Origin of the sequence: Paraburkholderia eburnea, assembly GCF_002917095.1 — a bacterium.
Taxonomy (GTDB): domain Bacteria; phylum Pseudomonadota; class Gammaproteobacteria; order Burkholderiales; family Burkholderiaceae; genus Paraburkholderia; species Paraburkholderia eburnea.
Genome location: NZ_PQGA01000014.1, coordinates 42,283 through 55,668, shown reverse-complemented (window position 1 = coordinate 55,668; position 13,386 = coordinate 42,283). Strand labels below are relative to the sequence as shown.

General features: G+C 67.0%; 11 protein-coding genes and 1 pseudogene. 4 read left to right on the top strand and 8 right to left on the bottom strand.

The window, feature by feature from the left end:
- Positions 1 to 38 precede the first annotated feature (38 nt).
- The 5 genes from B0G62_RS21970 to mutL form a co-directional block, all read right to left on the bottom strand.
- Positions 39 to 992, bottom strand: coding sequence for a sugar-binding transcriptional regulator (locus tag B0G62_RS21970; protein WP_103706321.1), 954 nt, complete (start codon positions 990 to 992; stop codon positions 39 to 41).
- A gap of 60 nt (positions 993 to 1,052) precedes the next feature.
- Positions 1,053 to 2,534 (bottom strand): xylulokinase, encoded by a 1,482-nt coding sequence (xylB, locus tag B0G62_RS21965; protein WP_103706320.1) that lies wholly within the window; start codon positions 2,532 to 2,534, stop codon positions 1,053 to 1,055.
- 120 nt (positions 2,535 to 2,654) lie between these two features.
- Positions 2,655 to 4,061, bottom strand: coding sequence for a D-arabinitol 4-dehydrogenase (dalD, locus tag B0G62_RS21960; RefSeq protein WP_103706319.1), 1,407 nt, complete (start codon positions 4,059 to 4,061; stop codon positions 2,655 to 2,657).
- Positions 4,062 to 4,381: 320 nt separating this feature from the next.
- Complete coding sequence (miaA, locus tag B0G62_RS21955) at positions 4,382 to 5,359, bottom strand: tRNA (adenosine(37)-N6)-dimethylallyltransferase MiaA (RefSeq protein ID WP_103706318.1); 978 nt, start codon at positions 5,357 to 5,359, stop codon at positions 4,382 to 4,384.
- 2 nt (positions 5,360 to 5,361) lie between these two features.
- Complete coding sequence (gene mutL, locus B0G62_RS21950; protein ID WP_103706317.1) at positions 5,362 to 7,548, bottom strand: DNA mismatch repair endonuclease MutL; 2,187 nt, start codon at positions 7,546 to 7,548, stop codon at positions 5,362 to 5,364.
- A gap of 289 nt (positions 7,549 to 7,837) precedes the next feature.
- Here mutL and B0G62_RS21945 point away from each other — a divergent pair, with 289 nt between their 5' ends.
- On the top strand, positions 7,838 to 8,524 hold the full coding sequence (locus B0G62_RS21945) for a DedA family protein (RefSeq protein WP_103706316.1): 687 nt from the start codon (positions 7,838 to 7,840) through the stop codon (positions 8,522 to 8,524).
- A gap of 108 nt (positions 8,525 to 8,632) precedes the next feature.
- On the opposite strand, the gene B0G62_RS21940 is transcribed toward B0G62_RS21945, so the two are convergent.
- On the bottom strand, positions 8,633 to 9,448 hold the full coding sequence (locus tag B0G62_RS21940) for a mechanosensitive ion channel family protein (RefSeq protein WP_103706315.1): 816 nt from the start codon (positions 9,446 to 9,448) through the stop codon (positions 8,633 to 8,635).
- A 376-nt stretch (positions 9,449 to 9,824) separates the two neighbouring features.
- On the opposite strand from B0G62_RS21940, the pseudogene B0G62_RS21935 reads away from it, so the two are divergent.
- Positions 9,825 to 10,439: pseudogene (locus tag B0G62_RS21935) on the top strand (ParB-like protein); the annotation flags it as partial.
- A gap of 124 nt (positions 10,440 to 10,563) precedes the next feature.
- Here B0G62_RS21935 and B0G62_RS21930 read toward each other — a convergent pair.
- Together B0G62_RS21930 and B0G62_RS21925 are read right to left on the bottom strand one after the other, a co-directional pair.
- A complete protein-coding gene (locus tag B0G62_RS21930; protein WP_103706313.1) occupies positions 10,564 to 10,950 on the bottom strand; it encodes a hypothetical protein in 387 nt (128 codons plus the stop codon).
- A 215-nt stretch (positions 10,951 to 11,165) separates the two neighbouring features.
- On the bottom strand, positions 11,166 to 12,083 hold the full coding sequence (locus tag B0G62_RS21925; RefSeq protein WP_103706312.1) for a LysR family transcriptional regulator: 918 nt from the start codon (positions 12,081 to 12,083) through the stop codon (positions 11,166 to 11,168).
- Between the two features lie 106 nt (positions 12,084 to 12,189).
- On the opposite strand from B0G62_RS21925, the gene B0G62_RS21920 reads away from it, so the two are divergent.
- Positions 12,190 to 12,753 (top strand): cytochrome b, encoded by a 564-nt coding sequence (locus B0G62_RS21920; RefSeq protein WP_103706411.1) that lies wholly within the window; start codon positions 12,190 to 12,192, stop codon positions 12,751 to 12,753.
- A 44-nt stretch (positions 12,754 to 12,797) separates the two neighbouring features.
- A complete protein-coding gene (locus B0G62_RS21915) occupies positions 12,798 to 13,382 on the top strand; it encodes a YceI family protein (RefSeq protein WP_103706311.1) in 585 nt (194 codons plus the stop codon).
- Positions 13,383 to 13,386 lie beyond the last annotated feature (4 nt).

Genomic DNA, 13,386 nt, shown 5'->3' with positions numbered 1-13,386 from the left:
TTTTTATTTCGAGCGGGGTTTTTTAATCAGTGCGAGCGTCAGCCCGCTTCACCCAGCGCCGCGCGCGCACACGCCTCGTCGGTCACGAGACCCGACAGCCAGCCGCCCTTGAGCGCCGCGATCAGCGCTTCGCGCTTGCGCGCACCGCCTGCGAAGCCGATGGTCGGCCGCTTCGGCGGCGAGTCCAGATGCAGGCTCGTCACGCGCCGCCCCGTGGGCGAATCGACGCGGCGGCCATTGGCATCGATCGGCAGCCCCAGCATTTCGGCGATGGCGCCCAGGCGCATCAACTCGTGCACCTCGTCCGTGGTCAGGAAGCCGTCCTCGTGCAGCGGGCAATGCTCGCCGATATTGCCGATCCCCACGAACGCCACATCGGCCTCGCCCGAGAGCGACTCGACGATGCGGTAGAGGCGGTGATTGCACCATTGCGCGCGCTCGGCCTCGTTATCGGCGATCAGCGGCGCGGGCAGCAGGAAGTGCTTGCCGCCGGTTTTCTCGGAGATATGCAGCGCCACGTCGTAGCGGTTCGAGGATCCGTCCTGCGCGATCGCCCCGACCATCGACACGAGCCGGTGCTGCGGCCGCTCGATCTGCGCGATCTGATCGACGGCGGCCTTGAGCGTGCGCCCGCTGCTCACCGCGACCACCATCGGCCGCTCCTCGTTCAGATAGCGTTCCATCACCTGCGCGCCCGCCACGGCGAGCTTGCGGTCGATCGCTTCCTGGGTGTCGCCGTCGACGGGCACCACCTCGCACATCGCCAGGCCGTAGCGCTTCGAGAGCCGGTCCGCGAGCGCGAGGCAGTCGGCCAGCCGGTGATCGACGCGCACGCGGATCAGGTTCTTCTCGACGGCGAACGCCACGAGGCGCTGCGCGACCGGGCGCGAGACCTGGAGCTTTTCGGCGATCTCGTTCTGGGTATTGCCGGCCACGTAATAGAGCCACGCGGCGCGGGTGGCGAGATCGAGTTTTTCGGTGGACTTGGGCACGGTGGGGTCGGCGCGAGCGTGGTTGGATGGCGGGCGAAGTGTACTGGATCGGCGTCGTCCTTACGCCAGCCTTTCGCGTGCGGGGTCGAACAGCGGCCGTACGTGCCGGTAGAGCGCGCGATACGACTCCAGCCGTTCGCTCAGCGCCGCGTGGCGCGCGGCATCGGGTGTGTATTCGGCGGTGACGGTCGCTTTGGCGAGCACGGCGTTGAAGTCGCCGCCCGCCGCCAGCCAGCCCAGGCGCGCCGCGCCGAGCGCCGCGCCCGTTTCGCCGCCGCCGTGCTGGCGCGTGGGCGTGTCGAACGCGTCGGCCACGAGCTGCGCCCAGTACGCGCTGCGCGCGCCGCCGCCGAGCATCGAGAGCGGGCCGACTTCGGTGCCTGCGGCGCGCAGGGCGTCGAGGCCGTCGGTGAGCGCGAGCGTCACGCCTTCGAGCACCGCGTAGCCCAGCAGCGCGCGATCGGTCGCGTGCGTCATGCCGAAGAACACGCCCTGCGCATAGGGGTCGTTGTGCGGCGTGCGCTCGCCCGAGAGATACGGCAGAAAGAGCGGCGCCTGGCCAAGCGTGCGGGCGTCGAGACGTTCGACTTCGGCGAGCAGGGTGGGTTCGTCGGTGCCGGTGAGCTTGCAGACCCAGCGCAGGCAACTGGCCGCCGAAAGCACCACGCTCATCTGGTGCCAGCGATCGGGAATCGCATGGCAGAACGCGTGCACGGCCGAGGCCGGATTGGGCGCGAAGCGGTCGCCGATCACGCACAGCACGCCCGAGGTGCCGAGCGAGACGAAGCCGTCGCCTGGCTGCACCGCGCCGATGCCGATCGCGCTGGTGGCGTTGTCGCCGCCGCCGGCCGCGACGACCACGTTCTCACGCAGGCCGAATTCGCGCGCGACGGCGGGCAGCAGCGTGCCGGACGGCGCGCTGCCTTCGGCGAGCGCCGGCATCTGCGCACGCGTCATGTTGCAGGCGTCGAGCAGCGCATCCGACCAGTCGCGTTTGGCCACGTCGAGCCAGAGCGTGCCCGCCGCGTCCGACGGATCGGAAACCTTGCCGCCCGTGAGCTTCAGGCGCAGCCAGTCCTTCGGCAGCAGTACGCAGGCGGTCTGGCGGAACAGTTCGGGCTCGTGGCGCGCGACCCACAGCAGCTTGGGCGCGGTAAAGCCCGGCATCGCCAGATTGCCCGCGACACGATGCAGTTGCGGTGCGCGCGCGGTCAGTTCCGCGCATTCGTCCACCGCGCGCATGTCGTTCCAGAGGATCGCCGGGCGCAGGACGGTGTCGTTCCTGTCGAGCAGCACCGCGCCGTGCATCTGCCCCGAGAGGCCGATGCCGCGTACTTCGGCGAATTCGTGCGGATGCTTCGCGCGCAGCGCGGCGAGCGCCTGGCGCGTGCCGTCCCACCAGTCGGCGGGATTCTGTTCGGCCCAGCGCGGCTGGGGGCGCGAGACCGTGAACGGCGAGCCCGCGGTGCCGATCACGCGGCCGTCGGGCGCGAGCAGCAGAACTTTCACTTCGGAGGTGCCGAGGTCGATGCCGAGATACATGGGCGCGCACACAGTTCGTGTAGGTGGAGGCGCTACTTTAGCCGCGCGCACACGGAGGCGCCATGCGCGCCGACCCGAGGGCGCGGCGCGCGTCCGGTTGCGTGGAAAGGAGCGTGTTCGTCAAACGCTGGCGCCACGCCGGGCGAGCCAGGCGTCGCCCCGTTCGAGCGCATCGCGCAGCGCGGCAACGAGCGGCGCGCTGCCGGCGAGGCTGCCCCACAGCAGTTTGTCGGCGCAGAACGCTTCGAGCGGATCTGCGGACTCGAACATCTTCGCCACCGACGGGCCGTCCATCACGCCGTCCTGATACTGATACGGCAACGTGCCCGCGTTCCAGCGCTGCAGGAAACGCAGGAACAGCGCGGGCAGGATCGCGGTGGCGGTCGGCGTGGCGCCGGCTGCGATGCGTTGCGCGATGGTCGGCGCGATAAAGCCGGGGATCTTCGAAAAGCCGTCGGCGGCCACGCGCTGATTGGTGTCCTGGATATACGGATTGCTGAAGCGTTCGAGCACCACGTCGCGATACTTCGCGAGATCGAGCGGGCTGGGCGTGAGGCAGGGGATCACGTCCTCGGTCACGTAGGCGCGCGCGAAAGCCTGGATATCGGCGTCGTTCGTGCCTTCGTGGATGTAGTCGAGGCCGACCAGCGTGCCCGCCCACGCGATGCAGCTATGCGTGGCGTTGAGGATGCGGATCTTCGCTTCCTCGTAGGGCATCACCGACTCCACCATTTCCGCGCCCGCGCGCTCCCAGGCGGGCCGCCCCGCGCAGAAGTGATCTTCGATCACCCACTGGATGAAGGCTTCGCCCATCACGGGGCAGGCATCGTCGATGCCGGTCGCGGCCTTCACGCGCTCGCGCACGTCGGGCGTGGGGCGCGGCGTGATGCGATCGACCATCGAATCGGGACAGGCGGTGTTGGCGTCGAACCACTCGCGCAGCGCGAGCGCGCCGCGCAGGCTCAGGAATTCGCGCATGCCCGCGTGAAAGCGCTTGCCGTTGCTGCGCAGGTTGTCGCAGGTCTGCAGCGTGACGGGGTGCCCCCCGCGCGCCATGCGCGCTTCGAGGATCGCGGCGAGCGCGCCGTAGATGGTGGAGCGCGCACCGTTCAGATCGGCGGCCAGATCGGGGTTCGCGGTGTCGAGGCGGTCGTGTTCGTCGAGGTAATAGCCGCCTTCGGTGACCGTGAAGGCGATAATCTTGCAGGCCGGATCGGCACCGGCATCGATCAGGCTCGCGAGATCCGCCGACCACGGCAGCACGCGCGTGATCGAATGGATCTGCTCGTAGTGACGCTCGCCCTGCGGCGTGACGGTTTCGAGCGTATAGACGCCTTTTTGCGCGGCGAGGGCATCCATCACGGGGTTCATATCGGCGCGGATATTGCCCACGGTGAGCGACCACGGCGGCTCGCCGGCCCCGCGCGTGAGATTCACGCGATGCAGATACCACGCCTGATGCGCCCGGTGGAACGACCCGGCGCCGATGTGCAGGATCACGTTCGCGTCGCTGCGTGCGCTGTCCATAGTTGTCTCCTGTTTTTTCGCCCTGATTGTGGCCTGTCGGCGGTGCGCGCATTCCGCGCAGCGCCGTTTGGCGCCGCGCCTTGTGGCGTGCGTATCGCTTTCAGTGTGAGCATTTGCTCTATAGATGAACGAATGATCGTATCCGGTCGAGCGAAAGTCAAGCCAGGGACAACGGGATTTGGGTGATGCGATGCGGGGTGTTGGAGGCTAAAAGGGCGCGACCGCGCGCGTCGACGGGCGACGCGGCGCGGTTGTGGCGCACAAAACCTGGAGGAGAAGACGTGGACATGCACGGCGAGCAATGCGCCGCGCTTGAGATTTCAGAGCGAGGTTTCCGCAACGGCGGCAATCGCCGCCACCGCCTGCGCCGTCACATCCGCCGCGCAGCAATCGACGACGATGCGCTCGGGCATCGCCCGCAGCCAGGTGAGCTGGCGTTTGCACAGTTGGCGCGTGGCGAACACGCCCTTGTCGCGCATGGTCGCGTAGTCGATCAGGCCGTCGAGGTATTCCCACGCCTGGCGATAGCCCACGCAGCGCATCGACGGCAGATCGGCGTCGAGATCGCCGCGCTCGCGCAACGCCTTCACCTCGTCGAGCAACCCGTTCGCAAGCATCGCGTCGAAGCGCTGTTCGATGCGCTTGTGCAGCACGCCGCGATCCGACGGTTCGAGTGCGATCGGCACGAAGCGGTAGCGCGCCGCCTCGTCGCCCGTGGCGGCCTGACGCGGCGCGGCCAGCAGCGCCGACATCGGCTGCCCGGTCAGCAGGAAGATTTCGAGCGCGCGCTGGATGCGCTGCGAGTCGTTCGGCGCGAGGCGCGCGGCCGTGGGCGGATCGACTTCGGCCAGACGCGCGTGCAGCGCGGGCCAGCCGTCGCGGGCGGCGTCGGCGTCGAGCTGCGCGCGCACGGCGGCATCGGCGGTCGGCAGGTCGTTCAGGCCTTGCGTGAGCGCCTTGTAGTAGAGCATCGTGCCGCCCACCAGCAAGGGCAGGTTGCCGCGCGCGACGATCTCGCCCGTCACGCGCAGCGCGTCGGCGCGGAAGTTGGCGGCGGAGTAGGCATCGGCGGGATCGACGATATCGATCAGATGATGCACGGCCGCCGCGCGTTCCCGCGCATCGGGCTTGGCCGTGCCGATATCCATGCCGCGATAGACCAGCGCCGAATCGACGCTGACGATTTCGACTTCGCGCCCGCGCGCTTTCGACTGCGCGGCAAATTCGAGCGCGGCGGCGGTCTTGCCCGAAGCGGTCGGGCCGAGCAGGCACGCGACCGGCAGTACGTGATCCGTCATGCTCATTGACCGCGCATGAAAAGACGGTCGAGATCGGCGAGCGTGAGCTGATACCACGTGGGCCGCCCGTGATTGCACTGGTCGGCGCGCTCGGTGGCTTCCATCTGGCGCAGCAGCGCGTTCATTTCGTCGAGCGTGAGACGCCGGTTCGCGCGCACCGCATGGTGGCAGGCGAGCGTGCCGAGCATCTCGTGCTGACGCTCGGTCAGCACGCGCGAGCCGCCGTAGGCGTGCAGATCCGTGAGCACGGCGCGCGCGAGCGCCTGGAGATCGGCGTCCTTGAGCAGCGCGGGCACGGCGCGGATCGCAATCGAAGTGGGCGAGAGCACCGCCAGATCGAAGCCCAGCGCTTCGAGCGTGGCCTGTTCTTCTTCGACGGTGCCGGTTTCGATGGGGTCCGCCGTCATCGAGATCGGGATCAGCAGCGGCTGCACCGCGAGCGAGCGTTCGGCGAGCGCATGTTTGAACTGCTCGTAGAGGATGCGTTCGTGCGCGGCGTGCATATCGACGATCACGAGGCCGCGCGCGTTCTGCGCGAGCACGTAGATGCCGTGCACCTGGCCGAGCGCGAAGCCGAGCGGATGATCGTCGCGCGCGTCGAACACCGCGTCCGTGGCGCTCGCGGGGGTGTCGAACAGCGCGCCGCCTTCGGCGGCCTGCGGCACGGTTGCGCCATCGGCCGTGCCCGCGCCGACGTCCTTGCGGCCGAACAGCGCGTCATAGAGCGCGAGCGGCTGCGCGACGGGCAGCGAGCCTTGCTGCATACGCGACTGGCGCAGCCAGGTGTTGCCGCTGGACGAGCCGCCCGCGCCACCTGAGCCACCTGAGCCAAAGCCGGACGTACGCGCGCCCGATCCGCCCGAGGGGAAACCTGATCCAGCCGAGCCGCCGAAGCTGCTCGCGACGCTCGCGGTACCGAACTTGCCCGAAGCCGCGTTGTATCCCGAAGGCGTGCCTGCCGGATTGGTCGCGCTTGAAGACAAGCCGACCGATCCGCCCAGCACGCCCGCGCCCGGCGCGGGACGCGCCTCGATCATCGCGGAGTGACCGCCCGAGGTGGTCTCCGGCGACGCGCCCGCGTGCCGCGCGAGCGCGCGCTGCACGGCATGGAACACGAACTGGTGAATCGAGCGGGAATCGCGAAAGCGCACCTCGATCTTCGACGGATGCACGTTCACATCGACGGCCTCGGGCGGCAGGTCGAGGAACAGCACGTAGGACGGGTAACGGTCGCCATGCAGCACGTCTTCGTAGGCGGCGCGCACGGCATGCGTGAGCAGCTTGTCGCGCACGAAGCGGCCATTGACGAAGAAGTACTGCTGATCGGCGCGATTGCGGCTCGCCGTGGGCAGGCCGGCACAGCCATAGACGGCGAGCGGCCCGGCGCGCTCGTCGAGCGGCAAATGGGCGGTGGCGAACACCTCGCCGAGAATCTTCGAGACACGCGCGGACGGATCGCTCGCGTTCCAGTGCTCGACCGCGCGGCCGTTGTGCAGCACCGAGATCGTCACGTCGGGGCGCGCGAGCGCGCTGCGGCGGATCATCTCCAGGCAGTGACCGAGTTCGGTCTGCTCGCTCTTGAGGAACTTGCGGCGCGCGGGCGTGTTGAAGTACAGCTCGCGCACTTCGATCGTGGTGCCCTGGCCGCCCGCGGCGGGCGAGAGCGCGCCCGTGTGCGCGTCGATCTTGACCGCATGGGCGGCGCTGGCGGGGCGGCTCGTGATCGACATCTCGGCGACCGAGGCGATCGAGGCGAGCGCTTCGCCGCGAAACCCGAGCGTCGCGACGCTTTCGAGTTCGGCGAGCGAGCGGATCTTGCTGGTGGCGTGGCGCATCAGCGCGAGCGGCAGTTCGCCTTCGGGAATGCCGCAGCCGTCATCGGTGATCGAGATGCGCTTCACACCGCCTTCGTCCAGCAGGATGCGCAGCGTGCTCGCGCCTGCGTCGAGTGCGTTTTCGAGCAGTTCCTTCACCACCGAGGCGGGACGCTCGACCACTTCGCCCGCGGCGATCTGGCTGATGAGCTGATCGGGCAGCGCCTGGATCGCGCGCGCGGGCCGCGCGGCGCGGACCTCGTGCGGCGCGGCTTCCGTAATGGAGTCGGTGGCGGAGTCGATGGCAGACCCGGCGCTCGCAGGCGAGGCCGCGTCGGGCGCGGCAGCGCCGCTGGGATCAGGATTCGCAGACATGCGCGCAATTATAGCGAGTCGGGCCGGCGGCCTTGCGGCCCTGGTTTTGGCCGCGCTTGGGTTGCAGGATGGTCACGGGTTGTCCACGTTTGGCGCGCTTTGGCCGTGCATTGCACGCATTTTTGCGGTTTTTCGTGGGAATTTTTCGTGACGCCGGGGCACTTTCTGTATCATGGCGCGGTCAATTTTGCTTCTCGCGCAACACCGGTTTCGCTCGCCCTTGTCCGCACTTATCAGCACCTACCCGCACGACAAGGGCCGTCGGGGCCACGACCAATAAGGGACACTTTTGGATACGCTGCTGCAGTTCGTCAACCTTGTCTTGCACATCGACAAGTTTCTCGGAGTCTTCATCCACCAGTACGGTGCCTGGGTCTATGCGGTGCTGTTCCTGATCGTGTTCTGCGAGACTGGCCTCGTGGTGCTGCCGTTCCTGCCGGGCGACTCGCTGCTCTTCATCGGCGGCGCGTTCGCGGCCACGCACGAGATGAATCTCGGCGCGCTGCTCACGCTGCTGATCGTCGCGGCGGTCGCGGGCAATACGCTCAACTATCTGATCGGCCGGGCCATCGGGCCGAAGGTGTTCAATACGCGCATCCCCGGGCTGGAGCGCTTCCTCGACCGCGCCGCGCTGCAAAAGACCCACGACTTCTACGAGCGCCATGGCGGCAAGACCATCGTGCTCGCGCGTTTCATTCCGGTCGTGCGGACTTTCGCGCCGTTTGTCGCGGGCGTTTCGCAAATGAGCATGCAGCGCTTTCAGCTCTTCAACATCGCGGGCGCGCTGCTCTGGGTGCTGTTGCTTGTGCTGCTCGGGTTTTTCTTCGGCAATATTCCGTTCATCCGCCAATACCTGAACATCATCGTGCTGGTGGGGATTGGTGCGGCGATCGTGCCGGTGGTGCTCGGCGGTCTCTGGAAGATGGTGCGCAAGAACAGCGGCGGCAATGCCGTGCGCGGGCCTAATGGTCATTGAGGGCAACTGAGGGCAACCGAGGGCAATTGATTAGCCAGATCCGCGCTTCATGAAAAAACGGCATCGCCCGCCAGGACGATGCCGTTTTTCTTTGCGCGGCCAGCGCGGCTACGTGCCGACGCGCCGGATCAGCGAAGGCGTTTCCGGCGTCGGATAACCCGCCTCCCGGAAGGTCTCGACGATTGCGCGGTTGGTGTCGAAATACACCTGCCAGTAAGTGTCGTTGGCCGTATAAGGCCGCACGGCCAGCAATGGGCCTTCAGGCGTGAACGAGAGAATCTCGACATCCGGCGCGGGGTCCGAGGCGACGTTCGGAATTTTCACGAGCGCCGCGCGCAGGCGGTTGGCGGCATCGACGGGATCGACGCCATTGGCGATCTTCGCGGTCAGCTCGACGCGGCGCACGGGCGTGGCGCTGTAGTTCGAGATCGTGTCCGAAAAGATCTTGTTGTTGCCGATGATGTTCACGACGTTGTCGGGCGAGATGATGGTCGTGCCGAAGATGCCCAACTCCTTGACCGTGCCCGTCACGCCGCCCGCCGTCACGAAGTCGCCGACCTTGAACGGGCGCAGCACCTGCATGAACACGCCCGCCGCGAAGTGCGCGAGCAGGCCGCCCCATGCCGTGCCGATGGCCAGACCCAGCCCCGCGAGCAGCGCGGCGAACGAGGTCGTCTGCACGCCGAACACCTGCAGGATCGCCAGCACCAGGATCAGATTCAGCACGGCGGCGAGGATCGAGCTGAGGTAATGCGCGAGCGTGGCATCGACGCGTTCGTTGCGCCCGAGAAACTTGCGCAGGAAACCGGCGATGAGGTTGATCGCCCAGCGGCCGATGATCCACAGGACGATGGCCGCCACGACCTTGGTCCCGAAGTCGATGCCCCGGGTCATGATGAATACGCGGATGGTTTCGAGATCCAAGATGCCCTCGCTTGTTTCGGTAGTTTCGGTGGTTTCGGTGATTGAGCCGGAAAGACGCGTTGAACCGCAGGTAACTGCATGTTGAAGCGACTGAAACGACGACTGTGCAACCGTGGAGCGAGGCAAGGGAATTCCGGCGGGCAGGGTGCGCGGCTCGTATTCGCATCGCCTGTGCCTTTATAGGCGAAGCGGCGATCGCGTGCATCCTGCGTGCCCAGGCGCTTGAGGGTTGATCCCAGGCAAGGCGCGGGCCGCGTTGCGGCCTTGGGTCTTCAGCTGATGCGCATCGAATACGCAATCGGCGTTATCGTTGCGGGTTGCCTTGCGCACCGACTTTCAGCGCATCGAGCGATCAGTACACCTACAAGGAGGCTTCATGAACCTGTCGAATTCCGATCTGCACCTCATCACCGTCGATCTCGAAGCGCTGCGGCCGACGCAGCTCACGGTCGGCTATCGCGAGGTGGAGATCAAGCGCACGCACTGGAAAACGCTCGACAAGAAAGGCCGCGCCGCGGCAATCGAGAATCACTGGTTTCCGGCCGTGCTCGGTCCGAAGGGGCGCTACTACGTGGTCGATCATCATCACCTTGGTCTGGCGTGGCTGCACGAAGGCGTGCCGAGCGTGCGCGTCACCGTCATCAAGGATCTCTCGTGGCTGGAGCCGACGATCTTCTGGCGCATGATGGAGCACAACCAGTGGGTGCATCCGTTCAATGCGGCGGGCGAGCGCCGCGACTATGACGCGTTGCCCAAGCAGCTTTCCGGTCTCGCCGACGATCCGTATCGCAGTCTCGCGGGCGAGTTGCGCGTGGCGGGGGGCTATGCGAAGGACACGACGCCGTTCAGCGAATTCCTCTGGGCCGATTATCTGCGCCAGAAGGTGGCCGCGGCGCGCGTGTCGAATGACTTCGACAAGGCGCTTGCCGATGCGCTCGCTCACGCACACGACGCCGACGCGCGCTATCTGCCTGGCTGGTCGGGCGTGGTGCCGCAGGCGGCGGTGGCAAATGGCTCGGGTGGAGCGGTGGCCCAGGCCGCCGCGGCCTCGGACGCCGGGCGCAAGGAAAAGAGCAAGGAAAGTAGCAAGGCCAAGAAGAAGTAACAGCAAGCGCTCACATCGGCAGCCTGGACTTGCTGTACGGCGACGTTTCGATCACGAGCGCGCCGTCCTGGCGTGGCTCGCGCGCGTTGCGCTGTGCGGCGGCACGCGCTGCGCGCCGCGCGAAAGCCAGCGCGACGGCTACTGCCAGCGCATAGGCGAGCGCCCGCGCGCAGAACGCGCTGACCGGGTGATAGCGCTGCCACGGCCCCGTGGCGTCGGCGAATACGAGGAACGTGAGCGCGGCGTCGAACACGAACGCAATGGCGATCATGCCGATGAAAACACGCTCGCCATGGACCCTCAGGTCCGGGCGCATCGCGCGGATGAACCAGCACACCAGTTGCACGGCGGCAAGCAAGGCGAGATTCGAGAGCAGGCAGCAGACGAAGTTGTACATAAGACGGCTCGATATCGGGCTGCGTCCCGGGCGGGAGGCCGGGCGCGGCGCGATCATGGCACGCCAGTGCATCTCGAAAAATCACCGGGAAGCGCATTGGCATGCCCATCGTCGCGTCTTGAAACGGCAGCGCACCGTGCGGCGCGGCTGTGGCGGCTTTGTGAAGCTTTGTCAGGCGCGGGCGCGGGGTGGTAAGCGCACAACGTCGCGAAGGCTCAGCGCGCGTCGGGCAGAGGCGCGTCGGGCGGCGTCCCGCTCGTGAGGAAGTGGCAGAGCCACTGACAGGCGGGGCCGGTGGCGGCGTCGGTGCGATGGATCAGCGAGATGTTGTAGCTCACCGACCCTCGATCGGCGAGCACGATGCGCGCGAGCCGTCCGCTTTCGAGATCGGCTTCGACGAGATGGCGCGGCATCGACCCCCAGCCGAGTCCCGCGAGCAGCAGCCGGTGCTTGGCGCCCAGATCGCCGAGCTTCCACGCCCGGTTGCTATACACGCCGAAACTTTGCCCGTAGGTCAAACGGCTGCGGTCGGTCAGCACGAGCTGGGTGTGCTCGCGCGCGTCCGAGATGCGCACGGGCTGCGGCATCTGCGCGAGCGGATGGCCGGGCGCGGCCACCAGCACGAGCTCGACGGTGCCGATCGACTGTGCCTCGATCACATGCGGCCAGTTCTGGTTCGGCCCGCTCAGGCCGATGGCGCAGTCGCCGTCCAGCACCAGCTTGAGCACGCCGCCCAGCGCCTCCATGGTGAGATTGAGCGCCACGGTAGGAAACGCCAGCGCGAACGCCTGCAATGCCTCCACGAGGCGCTGCGACGGAAACATGACATCGACGGCGACTGAAACCTCGCCTTCCAGCCCGCGCTGCAGGCCCGCCGCCTTGGCGTTAAGCTGGCCCATCAGCAGATCGAGCCGGCGCGCATCGGCGAGAATCGCCCTGCCGGCGGCGGTCAGCTCGGGCTTGCGCTTGCCGCGCTCGAACAGCGACACGCCCAGCAGCGACTCCAGATTGGCGATCGTATAGCTCACCACCGACTGCGCACGGTCGAGCTGGCGCGCCGCCGCCGAGAAACTGCCGGTTTCGGCCACGGCGATCAGTGCACGCAGTTGTTCGAGGCTGGGCGAGCGGTCCATGATCGACCTATCGAAAAAATGGATGATAACGATCCATTCTAGACGATTGTTTGTATAGCTAACGTCGGGTTAAAGTGCGCGTTCCCTATCGAGGATGTCAATGCCGATGAATCTTTCCGTCAAGCCCGCCGGCCGCTATAGCGGCGTCGCCATGTTGCTGCACTGGCTGATCGCCGCGCTGATCGTGTGGGGCTTCGCGCTCGGCTGGGTCATGACCGACATTCCCGGTTTCACGCCCACCAAGCTGCGCTACTTCTCGTGGCACAAGTGGATTGGCGTGACGGTGCTCGCGCTCGTGCTGGTGCGTATTCTGTGGCGCGCGACCCACGCCGCGCCCGCGCTGCCGCGCACGATGCATGGCTGGGAGAAGGGCGCCGCGCATCTGGGGCACTTCGCGCTGTATCTGCTGATGGTGGCGATTCCCGTGAGCGGCTATCTCTACAGCTCGGCGGCGGGTATTCAGGTGGTGTATCTCGGCATCTGGCCGCTGCCCACGCTGATCGGCCCCGACACGGCGCTCAAGGGCGTGCTGCGCACCGTGCACGTGACGCTCGACTATGCGCTGCTCGCCGTGGTGGTGCTGCACGTGGCCGCCGTCGTCAAGCATCAATGGCTCGATCGCCAGAATATCCTTGCGCGCATGCTGCCGTTCGGCTCGCCGCGCGATTGACCCCGAGTCCAACTTTTTCACCGCTCAACGCGAACCGAAAGAACATGATCCAACGTCTCGCCTCCAAAGTCTCCGTCGTCGCGCTCGGCGCGGCGCTTGCCGCCGGCGCGGCCTTCACGGCTTCCTTCGCGCTGAACGCGGAGGCGGCCGACGCCGCGAAGAGCAGCGTCTCCGCCGTCTTCAAGCAGATGAACGTGCCGGTCGAAGGCAAGTTCAACCACTTCAGCGCCGACGTGCATTTCGATCCGGCCAACGCCGCCGCGTCGAGCGCGAAGCTCGACGTCGATGTCGCGAGCTTCGATCTCGGCTCGCCCGACTACAACAAGGAAGTCGCCGGCGACGAATGGTTCGACGCCGGTAAATTCCCGCACGCGACCTTCGTGTCCACGCAGATCAAGCCGGGCGCGAACGGCGCCTACAGCGTGGCGGGCAAGCTCACGATCAAGGGCAAGACGACCGATGTTGTCGTGCCCGTGCAGTACCACAAGGACGGCGCAAACCAGGTGTTCGACGGTGCGCTGCCCATCAAGCGCCTGGCCTACAACATCGGCACGGGCGAGTGGAAGGACACCTCCGTCGTCGCCGACGACGTGCAGATCAAGTTTCACATCGTGGCCGGTGCGCACTGACGCG

Excerpts from the sequence above, each read along its gene's own strand:
- dalD (WP_103706319.1), bottom strand. The coding sequence starts at position 4,061 with ATGGACAGCGCACGCAGCGACGCGAACGTGATCCTGCACATCGGCGCC.
- miaA (WP_103706318.1), bottom strand. The coding sequence starts at position 5,359 with ATGACGGATCACGTACTGCCGGTCGCGTGCCTGCTCGGCCCGACCGCT.
- B0G62_RS21915 (WP_103706311.1), top strand. The coding sequence starts at position 12,798 with ATGATCCAACGTCTCGCCTCCAAAGTCTCCGTCGTCGCGCTCGGCGCG.
- B0G62_RS21925 (WP_103706312.1), bottom strand. The coding sequence starts at position 12,083 with ATGGACCGCTCGCCCAGCCTCGAACAACTGCGTGCACTGATCGCCGTG.
- B0G62_RS21920 (WP_103706411.1), top strand. The coding sequence starts at position 12,190 with ATGAATCTTTCCGTCAAGCCCGCCGGCCGCTATAGCGGCGTCGCCATG.
- mutL (WP_103706317.1), bottom strand. The coding sequence starts at position 7,548 with ATGTCTGCGAATCCTGATCCCAGCGGCGCTGCCGCGCCCGACGCGGCC.
- xylB (WP_103706320.1), bottom strand. The coding sequence starts at position 2,534 with ATGTATCTCGGCATCGACCTCGGCACCTCCGAAGTGAAAGTTCTGCTG.
- B0G62_RS21930 (WP_103706313.1), bottom strand. The coding sequence starts at position 10,950 with ATGTACAACTTCGTCTGCTGCCTGCTCTCGAATCTCGCCTTGCTTGCC.